This is a genomic window from bacterium (genome assembly GCA_039961635.1).
In the GTDB taxonomy this organism is placed as follows: domain Bacteria; phylum 4484-113; class 4484-113; order JAGGVC01; family JAGGVC01; genus JABRWB01.
In genome coordinates this window covers 1-17,764 of record JABRWB010000001.1, presented here as the reverse complement: position 1 = coordinate 17,764, position 17,764 = coordinate 1, and the positions used below count along the sequence as shown (strand labels likewise).

Below are 17,764 nucleotides of genomic sequence, written 5' to 3'. Positions count from 1 at the left end.
GATGACCTTCAACGTGGAAGTTTTCGTGTCTCCAAGGAAAGATATACTCGATCCGCAGGGAAAAGCCGTGGAATCGGCGCTTGCCAACATCGGCTATCGCGGTGTGTCGGGTGTAAGGGTGGGAAAGTATCTGGCCTTTATTTTGGAAGCCGAAAGCGAGGCATCGGGCAAAAACGCCGTAGACGAAATGTGCAGGAAGCTGCTGGCGAATCCGGTCGTGGAAGATTTCGAAATCAAGATTTCGCCTGCTTAGGAGCCCCCGCCGGCCGCGGAATGCTTATGCTTCGTCAGGGAAACGCCGGTCATTTCTTTCGGCACCGCGATTTGCATCAATTCAAGGATGGTCGGCGCAAGGTCGCAGAGCGCGCGCCCGTCTTCCCTTACGAATTCAGGCCTGGGCGCGCCCTCAGGTGTAATTGCGATAACTGCGACGGGAAATTTGCTGTGTTGAGTTAAAACGTTGCCCTCGGCGTCAAGCATTTCGTCGCAGTTGCCGTGATCTGCCGTCACAATAAGCGTTGTGTCGCTTTCCATACAAGCGCTTAACACCATCGCGAGGCACTTGTCCACATGCCCGACTGCTTGCAGCGCGGCTTCGAACACGCCTGTATGGCCGACCATATCCCCGTTCGCGAAGTTGCAAACGTAAAAATCGAACTCCTTTCGCTTAATCCTGAAGCGCAGCTCGTCCGTTATTTGATAAATGCTCATTTCGGGTTTTAGGTCGTACGTCGCTACTTTCGGCGACGGCACAAGCACGCGCGCTTCGCCCGGATAAGGCTCCTCCCTCCCGCCGTTGAAAAAGTAAGTGACGTGCGCGTACTTTTCGGTTTCAGCCACCTTGAGAACGGTCAAGCCCATATCCGTTAGATACTCGGTTATGTGATTGCCCACCGTGATTTTCGGCAGCAAGACAGGATTTGAAAACTCGCTGTCGTACTGGACAAAGCTGAAATAGTCGATATCCGGAAAAACCGGACGCTCGAACCTCGAAAAGTCTTTCTGGGTAAGAGCGCGCGTTATCTCGCGCATCCTGTCGGAGCGGAAATTGAAAGCGATTATCCCGTCGCCGCTTTTGATTCTGCCTGCGGGCAGCCCCGTTTCGTCCAGAATCACTGTCGGCTGCACGAATTCGTCGGTTTCGCCCCGTTCCCAGGCTTTCCTGAACGCCTGGATGCTTCCGATATCTCTCAACCCTTCTCCCATTACCATCGCCCGCCAGGCCCTTTCCGTCCGCTCCCAGCGGTTGTCTCTGTCCATTCCCCAATATCTGCCCATGATTGTTGCAATCCGCGCGTCGGGATGGGTGCCGAAATAACGCTCCAAAAGCTGCAGGAACTTGACCGCGCTGCCCGGCTGGGTATCGCGGCCGTCCAGCATGCAATGCGCGCGGATGCGCGGCACTTTGCGCATTACGGCGAGCTTGATGAGGGTTTGCATCTGCTCCTGGTGGCTGTGCACGCCGCCGTCCGAAACCAACCCCATGATATGCAAAGTTCCGCCCCGGGCTACGACGCGGTCGATGAACTCGCAAAGCGCGGGATGCCGGTAAAACTCTCCCGACTCCATCATGTCGTTTATGGCGAGCAAGTCCTGCTTTACAATGCGCCCGGCGCCGATGTTAAGGTGGCCCACTTCGCTGTTGCCCATTTGTCCGTCGATCAGTCCCACCAGCCTGCCGTCGGTTTTTATAAGCGTATTCGGATACTCCGCCAGCAGGCTGCGCCATGTCGGGCAGTCGCCTTGGGCAATAGCATTGCCGTAATCGGACGGATTGACCGCCCAGCCGTCCAAAATGAGCAAACAAAGTCGTCGAGGCATACAGAATCCCCAAATGTTGCAATGTCAAGATAGGCTGGCGCGGCCGAGCCTGTCTCTATTCGGTTGCGATCCTCCAATTGCGGATTTGCCACTTGTTCGAGGTTTTGATCAAATCGAATTCGGTCTGGGCCGAGTTCTCGAAATGCTGAAGCGGCCATTCGGCGATGTAGTCTCCGGAGATTGTGATTTCGGCTCTGGCATAAGCTATCTCGGCAAGTTCGCCTATCAATTCAGTCGCTGATTCGTCCGGGATTACGGACACTTGAAGGTTTACGTTTTCAGAGAGGAATGTGTTCAAGTGATCCGCAAATACGGCACCGGGAGGATCCTCCTCCGTATGATGGGTCTTGAATAATAACGCGATTTGCGGTTCCAAGGAAAAATCGGGATGAAACATAGCGGAAGCGGCCGCCGAATCACGATCTTGTATCGCGTCGCCTAGCGCGGTCAGCATCGCGTTGATTGCGCCGGCATCGTCCGGCTTCTCTTCATGTGGAAGCCAAAGAAAGATTTGCCAAACACCGTCGGGGCTGCGCAGAAATTGAATCCGGTCGCCGGTTTCCGTTACGGTGTATGTCCGCGGGGGCACCGACAGGATGTAGGTCGCGTTCAAATTGAAACCAAGCTCCCCCGTCGCGACATCCCCGTTTTGCTCGAAATTAGTAAGCAACAGCTGGAAGTCAACGTTCACGGTTTCCGAAAAGAAAAGTGAAATCGTAGAATTGAACGAGGTCGAGGGTTCGCCCCCGCCGTCGGTGACGTGGGTCAAAAACCTGCGTCCGATTCCCGTGTGAAGCGAGAATCCATCCGCAAGCGCGGTTCCCAGAAGGGACAGATCCTTTCCGCGTATCGATTCCTGGAGATTCAACACCGCGAGGCGGCATAAATCTTCCGCGCTCGGCTCCGGTGCGGAGGAAGGAGCTTCCGTCCAGCTGATTATCCGCCAGAATCCGTCGTCCTCCTTGCGCAAAATGAACTGGTCGGTCGCCGTGGCGTCGTAAACCTGCGGCGGAATCGCGATTATGTACGTCGCGAGCAGGCTGAATTCGGCGGTGACCGTCGCGATATTCTCTTCGATATCGTACGCGCTGACTGTCAGCGAAAACACAATGTTGTCGTTGTCCCTGAATACTTCGGAGAAAAAGTTCGAAAAACCGGATGGCGGATTGCCTCCGCCCACCGTGGTGGCGGTTTTGAATCGCTTTCCGACAACCGGATTCATCGAAAAAAGCCCGCTTATCACCCGCGCCTGGTTCTTGAAGTCCCTTGTGTTCACTATTTGCGCAAGGTCCTGAATGGCGCGATTTACCGCGACTATCGGTTCGAGGTTTCCGGGATTGTCCTCGTCGCCGGATTGCACTTCCTCGATTTCTTCCCAGCCGATGAGCTTCCACGCCCCAAGGTCTCGTTCGAAAGTTGCGCGGTCGAGCGCGTCCACGAAATAATTTATCGGCGGTGCTTCGCGCGCATATGTGGCGCTAAGGTGAAACTCAAGATCCGCGGTCGCCAGGTCGCCGTTCCTTACCACGTTCGACACGCGCAGCTCGAAGTCGATATTTTCGTTGTCGCGGTTGAAATCGTTCAACAGCGAAACAAAAGACTTCTGGTCAAGGTTGGCAGTCGGCTGCGCGGGAGCGTTCGCCCGCCTGAAGCGGAACGCGACAAGTCCGTCGAGCGACATAATCTCCGAAATTTGGTTGCTCGCGAGAACGGGGTCTTCCGTGTTGACCGCACGCTCCACCAGAGCGATGGTTTGCTCGATCGCCCGTCGGGTCGCGCTGTCCGTCCCGTCGGGAGGAGTGATTCCGCCGCCGCCGCCGTTGCATGCGGAAACGAGCAACATCAGCGGCGGCAGGATCGCACGGCCCAGAATTGCACCTGCGGATTTCTTCATTTGAAGCATTGCGAGTGATTTCCCCACGTCTCAATTCTATCACGAGGCGTTCGCGCGATCCCCGGCGCCGGGCGGCGATAAAACGCCGGAACACGGGTATCCGTCATGGCTGGACGGTGGCGGCATGCGCAAACTCCCTTTGTTGATTACGGTATCGGCCTTGACCATATTTGCCGTTTGGAGCATCGGCCGTCTGGCGGGCGAAATTGCCCCCGAAGTGGGCATGAAGCTCCTGGCACAGACCAAGGACGGTTCCGAAATGGCACATAATTTCAACTTCACGATCACCGCGCCGGACCTGCCGCGCGGTTTGACTTGGATTAATTCCAAGCCGCTCTCTCCCGAAGATTTTCGAGGCCGGGTTGTTTTGCTCGATTTTTGGACGTATTGCTGCATCAACTGCATGCATATAATTCCGGACCTAAAGTATCTTGAAGACAAATATGCGGACGAGCCGGTGGTCGTCGTCGGAGTCCACAGCGCGAAATTCGACAACGAGGAAAACGCGGAAAACATCAGGCAGGCCGTTCTGCGCTACGGCGTCAAGCATCCGGTCGTGGTGGACAAGGGGATGGCAATCTGGAACAGCTTCGGAGTCCACGCTTGGCCGACTCTGGTGCTGATAACGCCCGACGGGAAAATCGCGGGATCGCTGTCCGGCGAAGGGCATCGCGAGACACTTGACCAGGCGATTGCCGCGCTTTTGAACCACTACGAAAAGGAGGGAAAGCTGGCTTCCGGGCCTCCGCCCATTGTTCCCGAGGAATTCATTTCAGATACGGGGCTGTTGTTTCCCGGAAAAGTGACGGTAGCTCCCGATTCCGGAAATGTTTTCATCGCCGATTCCGGCAACCATCGCATAGTCATCGCAGACAAGTCGGGGAACGTGATGGACATCATCGGAAACGGATTGGAGGATTTCAAAGACGGCGCATTCGCCGAATCCTCATTCCGGCGGCCCCAGGGAATGGCGCTGGACGGAAGGTACCTTTACATCGCCGACACCGAAAATCATGCGATAAGGCGCGCTGATCTTGTTTCGAAAACCGTCGAAACGATCGCCGGAACCGGAGAGCAGATGATGTGGGGAGGGCAAGGCGGCCCCGGAAACAAAACCGCGATCTCATCTCCTTGGGACGTGTTGTTGAAAGGAAATGACCTGTTTATCGCGATGGCCGGCTCGCACCAAATTTGGGTTTACAACCTCGATACGTGCAGGATCGATCCCTACGCCGGTTCCGGACGCGAGGCGAGAATTGACGGATTCAGATTGAATGCCGCGTTCGCGCAGCCTTCGGGCTTGACCTTAATCGGTGACAAACTTTACGTCGCCGACAGCGAGATTTCGTGCATCCGCGAAGTGAATCTTTCAACGGGAAACGTACTTACTATCGCGGGAGGAGACCTTTTCGATTTCGGCGACGCGGACGGCAGGGGAGACAAGGCGAGATTTCAGCATCCGCTTGGAATCGCCGCATTGGGCGGAGCACTGTACGTGGCGGACAGCTACAACCACAAAATCAGAAAGCTAGATCCGAATACGAAAGAAACCGCGGCATTTTCGGGAACGGGTAAATACGGAGATTCAATCGGCAGTATTGCCGATTCCGAGTTCTACGAACCCGGGGGGATTTGCTCTGCTGTGGGAAAGCTGTACGTTGCGGACACAAATAATCACAAAGTGAAGGTTATCGATCCGAAGTCCGGAAGCGTTTCGTATTTCGAGATTTCCGGCCTTCCTTCCACGGCCGCTTCGCCGCGAGGCGAAGCGCGGGAAGCTTACTGGACAGGCTCGGGCGATTTCGAATCTTTCTGGAAGAACGCAAGGCCGGTTCCGGCCCAACCGGCCGGCGTATCATCGAATCTGTTGATTTCCCTCGATCTTCCGGCCGGATGGCATCTGAACGACCAGCTTCCTGTGACGGTTATCGTCGAGACAGCTCGCGCGGCGGGAATTGGGGAGCAAAAAATCGCTGAATTTCCTGTCGAGGGCATCACGTTGCCGATTCGGATTCCGCTTGAGATATCCGGAGATGTATCGGGCGAGCTTCTCGTTTCGGTGTCCGGAATGTTTTGCGACGATGGCGAAACTATCTGCGTCCCGTTCGAAGACAAGCTGCGCATTCCGCTCAAGTCCGGCGCTGGCGACCTATCGGTAACCGCCGTACTCGAGGAACCGATTTAATCCGGCAAGGCGGCCGAAATCGCGTTTTCAAGCGCCGCGTATTCTTCGGGCGATTTCCTGTCCCAATGGTGTCTGCCGAACACCATTTGCCGCTCGTACATCCGCTGCACCACGGAGTCCCGCTTGTCGCGATCAACGGGAATGTCAAGCTCTCCCGTGCGCCCGTTGTCGTAGTGCACCAATACAACGTGCATATCGCCGCGCCTTTCCAGATAGGTAACGGCGGTGAAATTCGGCTTTCTGCAATTCCTGGAATCCATACCGAATCGTGATACCGCCCAAATTGCTCCATAATCGCGGCGGATTCGGCTTTTCCGGTTGTTTCATCATCCTTTAACCACGATTTGAAGCAGCCTGTCCTGGCTGAAGTATCTCTGCGCGGCGGTCTGGATTTGCTCCGGAGTCACGCTTTTGACCGCAGCGTTGAACTGCGGCAGAAAGGCATACCCGGCTCCCGCCATTTCCCACTGGCCGAACCGCGCAAGCTTGTCTTCTGGAAGCTCAAGCGAAAGCGCCTGGTATCCGGTCACGAATCCCTTGACGCCCGCAAGTTCGGAATCGCTTGGCGGCGCGCCCGCAAGGCGCGCGATTTGATCCGAAACGGCGGCGAAAACGTCGGCTTCACGCTGCGGCGAATAGCCGACCGTAAGCATCAACAGCCCCGCTTTGCGCCATGGAACGAACTCCGCCACCGAGCGATACGCCAGCCCTTTTTCGTAAACGATCTCCCGGAACACGCGCAGGTTGAGCAGAGCGGACGCGGCCATAAGCGCTCCGTAATCCGGATTGCCTCCAGCGCCGCCCGTACGCGCTCCTAGCACGAGAAGGTTTTGCTCTCGCGCCATATTCACTTGATACGCGCCGCGCAACCCCGCGCCGTCCGGCAGATCGGGAGCGGAAAACGGCTCGCCGGTACCGTATAGGATTTGACCGATTGATGCGGGGTTATCCAATCCGGCTTTCGCAGCGTCGCCCACGAACATAAAAACCGCGCCGCGCGGCGCGGCCGTCCGCTCCCAATGCGCGCTAACGTCCGCGATCGTAATCGCGGCAAGCGAGCCGGGAGTACCCAAAGGTGGCTGCGCGTACGCGGTTCCCTGAAACGCGGCCTGTCTGAAGGAATCCTGGCCGACTGCAAAAATATCCTCGCTTTCGCCTGCCAGTTTGCCCAGCTGGGTATTGCGCGCATCTTCAAGATACGCGGAATCGAACGCGGGGCGCTTGAGCATCTTTTTGAGCATTTCAATCGCCCTTTGCGCATTGTCGGATGTGGTTGTGATTGCGACCTGTCCGTAATCCCGCGCCACGCCGTAACCGTACCTGTCCCCGAGCGCGGCAAGCGTATTGACGATTTCGTTGCGTTTCAAGGACGCGCTACCGTATTCGAGCATTCCGAGCGTCAGGTTCGTCAAGCCTTCTTTGCCGGGCGGGTCGCTCGCGCTTCCGCCCGCGAAAAACACGCCCATCGAGCAAATATCGCTTCCCGGTTGATTGACTATGATTACTTTCATTCCGTCGGAAAGCGTCGCGTCACGCATGCCGGAAGCGCCGGGCGCGGCCGGAGCGCCCGCGCCTTTTTGCGGTTTTACTTCATCCGGATAAAGCGTTTTCGTAAAATCAACCGTTCCCGCGGCAGGGAGTGAAGAAAGCGCGGTGTCCAGCTCGGCCTCGCCGCCCGCCGCCGTTCCGGGCCGGGGGCGCATATACAAAATCGTGCAATTATCCTTTACGAAATAAGAATTGACGACTCGCTTGACATCGGCGGCCGTGACTTTCGAAAGGTTGTTCAGGTATTCCGTGTAATAGCGCGGATTTCCGTAAACGATCGCGTTTCCGATAAGCGTCGCGCGCTCCCGCGTCCCCGCCTGGTAAAACCTTAATGCCATTTCGAGTTGTGTAATCGCGTCCGCAACCTCCGCGTCGCTTGGCCCCGTTTTCGCGAATTCGGCGATGCCGGCGATCACTTTTGCCGCGGCGCCGGACAGCCCCGTGGATTGATCCGGCGTGACATACAGGATGAAGGTTCCCGCGTTTCTGTACTGCTGGTAGCCGCCGTAGACCGAAAGAATGCCGTTGCCGATCAGGTTCTTAAGCCGCGCCGCGCGCCCCGTCGCAAGCAGATGCTCCGCCACTTCGAGCGCGTACCTGTCCGGATGTTTGAATCCGGGCATCCGCCATCCGACGTTCACCTGCGCGCCGGAATATTTGCCCGTTTCCTCGTCCGCACTGAATCCGGCGAACGAATTGGCGGGAGACGGCCATACCGCGGGAGCGCTTTTACTGGTCCACCCCGCCAGCTTGGACTTGGCGAGCGAAATGGCGGCCTGGGGATTGACATCGCCCGCGATTACGATCGCGGTGTTTTCCGGCGAATAATGCGCCCTGTAATACGCGTCCACAGTCGAACGATCGAAATAGCGTATCGAGTCTTCCGTTCCGATGACGCGCTTGCCGTATTTCGATTCCGGGAAAATCCGCGCCATCATTTCTTCCCATGGATAAAGCGACGGATCATCCAGTCTCTGCTTGATCTCCTCGTTAATGACGGTGCGTTCGAGATTTATTCCGTCTTCCGGCAGCGTCAGGTTCATCAGGCTGTCCGTCAACGTGTCGAGCGCAAGGTCGAGCTGCTCGCTCGATACCGAATTGTAGAAGTGGGTATAGTCGTACCACGTTCCCGCGGATGTCATCCCGCCGACATTGATAATCTCGTCGCGGTTCTGACGCGGCCCGCGCTTTTTCGTTCCGCGGTAAAAGCAATGCTCAAAAAAGTGTGCCAGCCCCCAGTGTTCATCGCCCTCGATCAGACTGCCCGTGTTGATCCAAACATCAACGGTGACGATCGGGCTTTTGTGGTCCTCCCACACCGCGACGGTAAGCCCGTTTTGCGCGCGATCGATTGTAAGCGCTTGCGCCGCGCCGGTCTGCGCGAGAGCGTCCCCGGCAAAAATCGCCGATAACGCCAGCCAGGCCGCCGCGATGACAAGACTGAAACAAAATGTAATGCATGACTTTCTGTACACGCCCCGGTGCTCCACGATGCGGGATAGGAGATTATATACCGCGCACGGCGCGGGTAATTCGAACGAATAGATGTTAATATTTCCCCGTTGACAAGGCGGTGATTCTTGTGTATGGCTTGATTCGCTCGATTGTATGGGGGTTTGTTCTCGCATTCGCGCTGATAATGCACGTCGCGTGCAACGCGGGCAACGGAGTGCGTTCCGGCAATACGGCCGCAGGGGGCTCGCAACAACTTTCTAAAGTCGACCTCGACGCGATTGCAGGCTATGTCCCGCCGGACGGGGTTGATCCCGCGTTGTTCGAAATGCTGCGCGACAGGCTGCTTGACGAGCTGCGCGCTTTGCAGAGCGGTGCCGTCCGCAAAGCCAGCGCAACGCTTCCGCTGGTCGGATTCCGCGTCTCGGAAACCCCCGCGGTTGCGAATTTTTCGTGGCGCTATTCATTTCCCGGTGACAACGACATCAACGGCGAAGTATCTATAGCGGACATCACTCCTATCGCACTAAATTATCTCGCCAGCACATCCGACGGGACGGATGACATAGTCCAGTTTTTCATCGACGGGGATCAAAACGGCGAATTAGGAGTCTCCGACATAACGCCCATCGCGCTGAATTACCTGAATATTTACGACGTGAACATTGCGATTTTCGATTCCCAGCCGAGCGCCGGATGGACCCTCACCGAATGGCGCGAGAACGCGCGTCTTTCCGTAGATGCTTCGATAACGGGCCTTACCGGCGCGCTGCCGCTTCTGATGAACCGCACCACAACGTCCGTCGAATACGGAAGAGTGTCCTGCAATTTGGACGTGGCCTCGTATGAAATTGGCCCCGGATCGTATTACTTCGGCTTGCGCACGCTTTCCGATCCGCCCCGGCATTTCCAGTCTGCGCAGTTCACCCTCGGCGCGCCGCCTCCGGTTGTGGAGTCCGTGTCGCCGACATCCGGCGCCGCGGGAGCGCAGGTCGCGTTTTCCGTGGTGGTTTCGTCGGGCCAAACGCCTTTCACTTACTTTTGGGATTTCGGGGGGGGAGCGGATCCAAGCACTTCATCCGCCGCCGCGCCGGTTGTGACGCTTTCGACTGCGCCGGGCGATTACGCCGCATCGGTCACGGTTTCGAACTTAACCGGATCGGATACATTCGAATTTACGCTTTCCGTCACGGGGCAGCCGAACGAACCTCCGGTGGCGCGGCTCACCGCCGATCCGCTTTCTGGCGAAGCGCCTCTCACCGTTAATTTCGACGCGGGAGGCAGCACCGACCCCGAGTCGCTCCCGCTTGCATTCGAGTGGGATTGGGAGGGCGACGGCACTTACGACTTCAGCTCGGGGCCCGTCGCAACGGCGCAGCATGTTTACGCCGGGGCGGGCGATTTCAATGCGACGATGCGCGTTACCGATTCCGCGTTCCAGTCGGACACCGCATCGGTATTGATTTCCGTTTCCGAAGCAGGCGCGCCGGAGTGGCATATTTCCGTCTTGGATGGACTATCGGATGACGCGTCCTACAGCGCGAGTCTTGCGGAGATCAACGGCCGTCCCGCTGTCACATATTGCGGATTCGAGCCGTACGAATTCAGGTATATTCGAGCTTTGGATGCCGTCGGCCAAAATTGGGCGGCGCCGATAGTGCTGGATACCGATGGCGGCGATTGGAGCACGCTTTTAATGGTAAACGGACGGCCCGCGGCTTCGTATTATTATCGGACGGCAGGCGACCTTAGATACATTCGGGCGGAGGATCCGGACGGCGAATCCTGGGGCGAACCCGTTACGCTCGCGGATGAGGGGGATCTCGGCCAGTACTGTTCAATGGCAATTATTTCCGGAAATCCCGCGGTGAGCTTTTGGTTGAACGGGGGAAACGGAATGGCATACGTCAGGGCGGCGGATCCCGACGGAAATGTTTGGAACGAACCGTTGTTTGCGGATTCAAGGCAGTACGCGGGCAAATTTACATCGCTCAAAGAAGTGGACGGAAAACCTGCAATTTCGTACATTTGGGAACAAGACCAATTTTTCCCGCGCGTGTGTTACGTCCGCGCACTCGATGCTTATGGCGATACTTGGGGCGAGCCGGTTTTGATCGATCCCGACAGCGACGGCTGGGTGGGACACACATCGCTGCAAATAGTCAACGGCAACCCCGCAATCGCTTATTTCGGCAAGTCGCCTGTATCGCTTAGGTATAGTCGATCGCTCGACGCGCAGGGACAGATTTGGCCCGCGGGAAAAATATTGGACGAGGACGGCATAGTGGGAATGATGGCTTCGATGGCCGTTATGAATGGCAATCCCGCCATCGCATATCACTGTCAGGACACGCGCGAACTTCTTTTGATCAGGGCGGACGATCCCGACGGCGAAATCTGGGGCGGGCGCGAGGTAATCGACACCGAGGACGAGACAGGAGTCTGGCCGTCATTCAAAATAATTAACGGCATTCCGATGATTGCTTACACAAATCTTACCAATCTGGATTTGATGTTCGCCGTCTACTACTGAGCGCCAGGCGTATAATCCCGCCGTGGAACCTGTGATGTACCTGGTAGGCGGCGCGGTGCGCGACGCGGTTGCCGCCGCGCGCGCTGCGGGCGCGGATCCGCGCGATCCCGCCCGATTTCGCCTATACATCGAAGGCGAAGCCGGCGCAGGTTTCGAATCGGAAAGTGATACGGAACGGGATTACGTCGTTTGCGGGCTTCCGCAGGACGAACTCGCATCCGAGTTATCGAAGCTGGGCAAATGCGATTTGGTCGGCAAAAGTTTCGGCGTGCTCAAGTTCAGCCCGGATGCCGATTGCGAATTTCTGGGCTGGAAGTTTCGCGCGCGTGCGCGCTGCGACATCGCGCTGCCGCGCAGCGAACGGTCTACGGGGGAACACCACCGCGACTTCGCGGTTACTTTCGACCCTTCGCTTCCCATAGAGGCGGATCTGATGCGCCGCGATTTCACGATAAACGCGATGGCGGCTTCGCCGGACGGCGGGCTTGTAGACCCGTCCGGAGGAGCGGCCGATTTGGAAGCGAAAATCCTTCGCACGGTTTTTCCGCGCTCGTTCGCCGATGACCCGCTGCGCATACTTCGCGCCGCGCAGTTCGCCGCCCGGTTCGAAATGGAGCTTGACCAAAAGATGGTAGAGGAATCCGAGCACGTCCCGCTTGAGCATATTTCGGCGGAGCGCATCCGCGACGAATTGCTAAAGGGGCTGAAGCTGTCCCCCCGCCCTTCCATGTTTTTCAGGCACCTGGAGCGCATGCGAAAGCTGGCGGATGCGTTTCCGGAACTCGCGGCCAAATGGGATTCCCTTCCCGGGTTTTACGACGCGCTTGACAGGTGTCCCCCGCGGCTAAGGGCCGACGCGCTGTTTTATTTCCTCGATTCGGATTCCGCCGTCTTTCCCGGCTCCGGCAAAGGCGAGCCTGCAAGCGCGGCGCGCGTATTGTTCAACAGGCTGCGCTTCTCGAACGATGAAGTTATCCGCGCGTCGGAGCTTTCCGCGGGGGCGCGAATATTCTCGATGACGGCTCAATCTGTGGACGGGGGGGGGGCTTCATCGCGCCCCGTAGTCCGCCGCGCGCTGAAGCGCGCGATTCAAGGCGGTATCGCGCCTGCGGAACTGCTTGAATTTTGCGGATGCGTAACGCCCGATGCTTTCGCGAAAATCGGAGGTCTTTGGCAATCGGAAGTGCCCGCCGCGCGCGATTACGTTTCCGCGCCGCCGATTACCGGAAAGCGCCTGCTCGAAATGGGGTATGAAACCGGCCCGCTCATCGGCAGAATTCTCGAAGCGGTTTCGGAAGCGCATGACCGCGGCGAAATCGCCTCCGCAATAGAAGCCGAGGCGTTCGTCGCGGAAAACTATCCGAAATAGCCGCGCGCGACGCGCGCCGCCAGGCCGTCCGACCGAACCGGTGGCGCACCCGCGCCGTTCTTACCCTCATCCGCCGCCGGGCGTAGCGCTGGCCAGTGCGGGAAACTTCTCGCCGAGCCTGGCCTTGATCGCCTCGTCGCAATTCCATATATAATCCCGCCGACTTCAACATCGGAGCGATTATGCCTAGAACACTCTCGCGGCGGGTGACTGACTCGCCGCCTTATCTGTTTGCCGAGCTCGATAAGGCCGAGCAGGCCGCCCGTGCGCGCGGGATCGACGTAATCCGCCTGTCGATCGGCGATCCCGATTTGCCCTCGCCGCCCTTCGTCATCGAGGACGCGGCCAGGCGGCTTTCGGATTCGAAATACCACCGTTATCCTCCTTACCGCGGCACTTCGTTTTTCACGGAGAACATAATCGAGTACATGAATCGCAGGTTCGGGGTCGAGCTCACTCCGGAAAACGTGCTCTGCCTTATAGGCGCGAAGGAAGGCATTGCGCACTTGACGTTCGGTGTCGTGGATCCGGGCGGATTGTCCATCCACCACGAGCCGGGATACATGGTCGCGTCCATCATTTCCGGATTTGCGGGGGGGGAGGCGTACTTCCGGCCGCTTCTTCCTTCGAACGGATTCCTTTTGGATTACCACACGATCCCGGCGGACGTCACGGCCCGCGCGAACATACTTTGGGTCAACCATCCCGGCAATCCCACGGGCGCGGTCGCTCCGAAGGAATACTACGACGGCCTTGTCGAGTGGGCGCAAAAAAACGACGTTTGGCTGGGCAGCGACCTCGCGTACAGCGAGAATTATTACGGAATCGAGAACCGGCCCGCGAGCCTTCTTGCCGCGCCGGGCGCGATGGACTGCGCGATAGAATTCCACAGCTTTTCGAAAATATTCAACATGACCGGTTGGCGGATCGGCTGGGCGTGCGGCAACGCGGAGCTTGTCGGCGCGCTGGCGGCGATTAAAAGCAATCTGGACACCTCGCAATTCGGCGCGATCGCGGACGCCGCGGCCGCGGGGCTGAACCATCCCGACGCCTCGGGTTGGATGAGCGAAAACCGGGAGCGTATGCGCGCGCGGCGCGACATGGTTTGCGGCGCGCTTCGGGAATGCGGAATAGAAGTGACGCCGCCCGCGGCCTCGCTGTATGTATGGAGCCCGCTTCCGCCGGGCGTCACCGACAGCATCGCGTTCGCGGCGGAGCTGCTGGAAAAAACCGGCGTGCTGATCGCTCCGGGCCGGGGCTACGGCCCAAGCGGCGAGGGCTTTTTCCGCATCAGTCTGACCTACGCCGAAGCTGAGCTGGAAGAAGCGATGCGCAGGCTTCGCGAATACTTGCGAAAGTGAAACCGAAGCTTGACAAACCGGTCCTTCGTAAATACAATGTAAATACGATGTATCTCCAATGGTGATACATCGTACATACGGAGGTGCGCGATGCGCAAGAAACTGGTGAAGCACGGAAACAGCCTGGCGATTGTGATTGACAAGCCGATTCTGGAGCTTGTCGGCTTTAACGCGGATACCGAAGTTGAAATTCGAACCAACGGCTCCGAGCTTTTGATTCGACCCGCGGAAGCGGCAATAAGCGAAGAAGAATTCAAGACAGCGCTCGCGGAGCTCACGGCAAGGCATTACGAAACCTTGAAGAAACTCGCTGAGTAGCAAATGGTTCGCATCAAATTCGTTTCACGCGAGCAGGTATTGGCAATTCACGGGGAGATGATTAGGCAATTCGGCGGCGAACCTGGACTTGCCGATTTCGGCATGCTGGAATCCGCGCTTACGATGACGAAAGCTTCGTTCGGCGGCGAGTATCTGCACAGGGATATTTTCGAAATGGCGGCGGCATATGCATTTCACATTGCGAAAAATCATCCTTTCATTGATGGGAACAAAAGAACGGCATTTATGACGGCGATGGTTTTCCTGAAGGTCAACGGATTCGAATTCAACGACGTCGGCAGGACGCTTGAATGCGCGATGCTCGCCATCGCTTCGTGAGAAATGGCCAAGCGGGAATTCGCCGATGTACTGCGTGGCCCGCCCGGCGCGCAAACACACGCGCAGGATGCTTTTGAGGAATGACTCCGGCCGGCGCGGTATAATCCCGCTTCGACATGTCCCGCCCTTCGATGCCACCCCGCGCAAGGATCGCCCGGTTGTTTTTCGGGAATTACTTCCTTTGGATCTGCCGCATTCTCGGCGGCGGGGCGGGCGTCGCGATGCTCGTCTCGTTTCTCCCGCAGATACTCGCCGGCCCGCAGCCGATTTGGCGCTCGCCCGCCCGCGAAGCCGTTCTGATGATTCTTTTCCTTTTGTCCCTTCTGGGGCTGATCGCCGCGGCGTTCCGGCCGTTCGGCTCCGGCATCTTCACCTGCGCCGCGATGATCGCGTGGCTCGCGGTCGAAGGGACACCGCCCGGCAAGCCCGCGTTTTTCCCCGGAATCGCGCGGTATTTCATGTTCCATTACATCTTCATCTTCGGCGCATTCTATGCCCTCGCCGGATGGATGCTCGGCCCGCGGAGCCGCACGCCCGCGCCGATCGCGCAGCCCGCGGTCGAACCCGCTGGACCGCCCGATTCGCCAAATCCTCCTCCGGAGGGGTAGTATTAGCTTTCCCAATCCACAATCAAGGGGCTACACATGATTTCGCTTCGCTTTATTGCACCCGCTCTGGCGCTCGTTCTTTTCGCAGCCGCGCCCGGGTTCGCCGACCAGCACATGGAGCATCCCGACGCCGCCTCCGCCGCCGAAATGCACGGCGGCCACCAGGGCGCGCCGATGTATATGAAGCCCGCGGGCTTCGCGGGCCCGTCCTTCGCCTACCCGGACGTGTTCATCCTCTGCGACGACTACGAGATGATGCGCAAGTGGTACGCCGAAACCTTCGGCCTTTCCGTTTTCATGGATTACGGCGCCCAGCACGGCGTCTCGATCTACTGCAGCGAGGGCGACACGACCGTGTGCTTCGGTGACGCCAAAAAGATGCAGCTAGAGCTTCCGGCCGACCGCACGAGCGCGTTCGTCCTGCAGTTCGTCGTGTACGAGCCGCAGGCCGCGTACGACTGGGCGGTTGCACACGGCGCGACCGGCTGGATGCCTCCGATGGACGTCGGCCCGGCCACGGTTTCGGCCATAGGCGACCCGGAAGGCAACCAGATCTGGCTGGTTACGCCCAAAGGAATGGACGGAATGGAAATGTCCGGCGGCCACAACTGCATGTGCGGGGACGGCTGCGCCTCGATGTGCGGCGGCAACTGCACGTGCCCCGAAATGGAAGACGACGGCGAAGACGACGGCTAGGCCGCGTCCTCCCGTTTGTTTTTTCCGTGGGACCACGTGAATAAAAGGTACTCGATCGCGTCGCCGACCGTCGCGTCCAAATAAGGCATATCCTCGTCCGGCTCGAACAGGATTTCAAGCGACTCGTCGTTGCGCACGCCCAGCGCGCCCAGCGGCATCGCCAGGATTCCGCCCGCCCGGAAGTGGCAGAACACGAGGCTTGCAAGCGCCTGCCGGCGGCGCATATTGGCTCAAAGCGTTGTCAGAATGGATTCGCCTTCAAATCTCGGAAGCATCGTTAGGAATTCCCGTGCATGAATTGAATGCGCGGGTGGGGTCGGGGGTGGGAAAGGTCGTTTGGTGCGGGGCTGGACTTGTGAACCAACACGTATCTTGATCCTATTAGATCAAACATCATATAGATTATATTCTAAGGCAAGCTTCGGTATTATGCCTTGTCTGGGCTTATCCAGATAATTCGTATTCAATGGAGCCATCAGATGCGTAAACGTGATTCCGAGTATCATTGCCGGGTTTTCAATACCGAGCACTATCTACTTGAATTAAATGTCAAGGCTGCAAGCAAGCATGAAACCGTGTCGATAGTTGCCAATAGAGTTCTCGAATTGTGGAATCGCCAGTGGGATTACATTGACTGCGAATACGACAAGGTGCAGATCTGAGCCGATAGTGGTAAAGTACGCGCCCAGAGTCCCACGGGTCACAATTTATTTCTGAATTAGCGATTGATTGAATCCAAGGATGTGTGAAATGAAATTCCATTGCGAAGTTTTGAAGTCTGAATACTATAGGGTTCGAGTTGAAGTAGATTCTGATAGCAAGGAATGTGCCTGTGAAAAGGCCATATACAAGGCTTCACTTCTTGAGGATAGCGCATGGAAATATCTAGACTGCGACTATACTTTTGCAGACTGCGTATCGGAAGAGGAGTGGAATAAGGGAAAAAGGCCTATGCCATAAAAAAGAGGGTAATTATGGCTACTCAGCAATTTGGTCCGTTTCTGGACTCTGGATGTAATAACCACCAATTAAGCGGCAAAACGATATTTGAGCTTATTTCTTTATTACATTTACGACATGCACACACCAAATTCCAAATGCTATTAGTCTTTCCTACAGAGTATGGCAGCACATGGTGAACTTCAATGTATCTTTTGGCGTTGCAATACTGGCATTGATTTCTATCTCGGATAATCACAGAGGTTTTTACGCTATTTGTGAATTTGCAACGTGCTTTAGAACTATATAATTTATCCCATCGCTCTGAGTAATAATCTGGATCTAGTTTTAGTGAATATTTATCGCATAGATTAATTATTGTTCCTTTAACTTTATGCCGGTTTGGTAAATACCGCAAGGATGCTAGAAATAGTAGTTCCTGCTTTTCCAATGCTTCCTTCATAAACCGATTTGGGTTTTGGCTTGGAATAAGCAATGACAATTCCAATAGTCGAACCAATAGTCCACTTTTGTGCGCCCCATTTGCAAGCTTTTGAATTTGTGAGTGCACCTATTTTGGCCGTTTTGCCAATCTATCAAGCTGTACAACTAGCCTTCATGTCTGACGTATAATAGGTTTTCAGGCAAGGAGGTATGGAATGGCAGAAGCAGCGGTGAAGGCGAAGGCGAAGGTTGGATCC

16 protein-coding genes are annotated in these 17,764 nt (G+C 56.9%); 10 read left to right on the top strand and 6 right to left on the bottom strand.

Annotation, left to right across the window (positions count from 1 at the left end; genetic code table 11):
* Nucleotide 1 precedes the first annotated feature (1 nt).
* Nucleotides 2-253, top strand: coding sequence for a phosphoribosylformylglycinamidine synthase subunit PurS (gene purS, locus HRF49_00080; protein ID MEP0813049.1), 252 nt, complete (start codon nt 2-4; stop codon nt 251-253).
* Here the strand turns inward: purS and HRF49_00075 are convergent.
* A complete protein-coding gene (locus tag HRF49_00075) occupies nt 250-1,821 on the bottom strand; it encodes a 2,3-bisphosphoglycerate-independent phosphoglycerate mutase (GenBank protein MEP0813048.1) in 1,572 nt (523 codons plus the stop codon). The two genes, purS and HRF49_00075, sit on opposite strands and share 4 nt — an antisense overlap.
* 55 nt (nt 1,822-1,876) lie before the next feature.
* A complete protein-coding gene (locus tag HRF49_00070) occupies nt 1,877-3,724 on the bottom strand; it encodes a hypothetical protein (protein MEP0813047.1) in 1,848 nt (615 codons plus the stop codon).
* 250 nt (nt 3,725-3,974) lie between these two features.
* Here HRF49_00070 and HRF49_00065 point away from each other — a divergent pair, with 250 nt between their 5' ends.
* Nucleotides 3,975-5,900, top strand: a complete 1,926-nt coding sequence (locus tag HRF49_00065; protein ID MEP0813046.1) for a redoxin domain-containing protein — start codon at nt 3,975-3,977, stop codon at nt 5,898-5,900.
* Here the strand turns inward: HRF49_00065 and HRF49_00060 are convergent.
* Entirely contained in the window at nt 5,897-6,160 is a 264-nt protein-coding gene (locus tag HRF49_00060; GenBank protein ID MEP0813045.1) for a hypothetical protein, read from the bottom strand. The genes HRF49_00065 and HRF49_00060 overlap by 4 nt on opposite strands.
* A gap of 66 nt (nt 6,161-6,226) precedes the next feature.
* Nucleotides 6,227-8,923: an insulinase family protein gene (locus HRF49_00055; protein ID MEP0813044.1), complete on the bottom strand. Its 2,697-nt coding sequence runs from the start codon at nt 8,921-8,923 to the stop codon at nt 6,227-6,229.
* Nucleotides 8,924-9,030: 107 nt separating this feature from the next.
* Here HRF49_00055 and HRF49_00050 point away from each other — a divergent pair, with 107 nt between their 5' ends.
* From HRF49_00050 to HRF49_00020, 7 genes are all read left to right on the top strand, one after another.
* On the top strand, nt 9,031-11,433 hold the full coding sequence (locus HRF49_00050; GenBank protein MEP0813043.1) for a PKD domain-containing protein: 2,403 nt from the start codon (nt 9,031-9,033) through the stop codon (nt 11,431-11,433).
* A gap of 22 nt (nt 11,434-11,455) precedes the next feature.
* Nucleotides 11,456-12,802, top strand: a complete 1,347-nt coding sequence (locus tag HRF49_00045) for a hypothetical protein (protein MEP0813042.1) — start codon at nt 11,456-11,458, stop codon at nt 12,800-12,802.
* Nucleotides 12,803-12,984: 182 nt separating this feature from the next.
* A complete protein-coding gene (locus HRF49_00040; protein MEP0813041.1) occupies nt 12,985-14,163 on the top strand; it encodes an aminotransferase class I/II-fold pyridoxal phosphate-dependent enzyme in 1,179 nt (392 codons plus the stop codon).
* A 90-nt stretch (nt 14,164-14,253) separates the two neighbouring features.
* Complete coding sequence (locus HRF49_00035; GenBank protein ID MEP0813040.1) at nt 14,254-14,481, top strand: AbrB/MazE/SpoVT family DNA-binding domain-containing protein; 228 nt, start codon at nt 14,254-14,256, stop codon at nt 14,479-14,481.
* A gap of 3 nt (nt 14,482-14,484) precedes the next feature.
* Nucleotides 14,485-14,820, top strand: coding sequence for a type II toxin-antitoxin system death-on-curing family toxin (locus tag HRF49_00030; GenBank protein MEP0813039.1), 336 nt, complete (start codon nt 14,485-14,487; stop codon nt 14,818-14,820).
* A 158-nt stretch (nt 14,821-14,978) separates the two neighbouring features.
* Nucleotides 14,979-15,428, top strand: a complete 450-nt coding sequence (locus HRF49_00025) for a hypothetical protein (GenBank protein MEP0813038.1) — start codon at nt 14,979-14,981, stop codon at nt 15,426-15,428.
* A gap of 36 nt (nt 15,429-15,464) precedes the next feature.
* Nucleotides 15,465-16,124, top strand: a complete 660-nt coding sequence (locus HRF49_00020; GenBank protein MEP0813037.1) for a hypothetical protein — start codon at nt 15,465-15,467, stop codon at nt 16,122-16,124.
* Here the strand turns inward: HRF49_00020 and HRF49_00015 are convergent.
* The gene (locus HRF49_00015; GenBank protein MEP0813036.1) at nt 16,121-16,348 is read right to left on the bottom strand and encodes a hypothetical protein; all 228 of its coding nucleotides are present in this window, start codon (nt 16,346-16,348) and stop codon (nt 16,121-16,123) included. The genes HRF49_00020 and HRF49_00015 overlap by 4 nt on opposite strands.
* Nucleotides 16,349-16,603: 255 nt before the next feature.
* On the opposite strand from HRF49_00015, the gene HRF49_00010 reads away from it, so the two are divergent.
* Nucleotides 16,604-16,786 (top strand): hypothetical protein, encoded by a 183-nt coding sequence (locus HRF49_00010; protein MEP0813035.1) that lies wholly within the window; start codon nt 16,604-16,606, stop codon nt 16,784-16,786.
* Between the two features lie 320 nt (nt 16,787-17,106).
* On the opposite strand, the gene HRF49_00005 is transcribed toward HRF49_00010, so the two are convergent.
* Nucleotides 17,107-17,514 (bottom strand): HNH endonuclease, encoded by a 408-nt coding sequence (locus HRF49_00005; GenBank protein MEP0813034.1) that lies wholly within the window; start codon nt 17,512-17,514, stop codon nt 17,107-17,109.
* Nucleotides 17,515-17,764 lie beyond the last annotated feature (250 nt).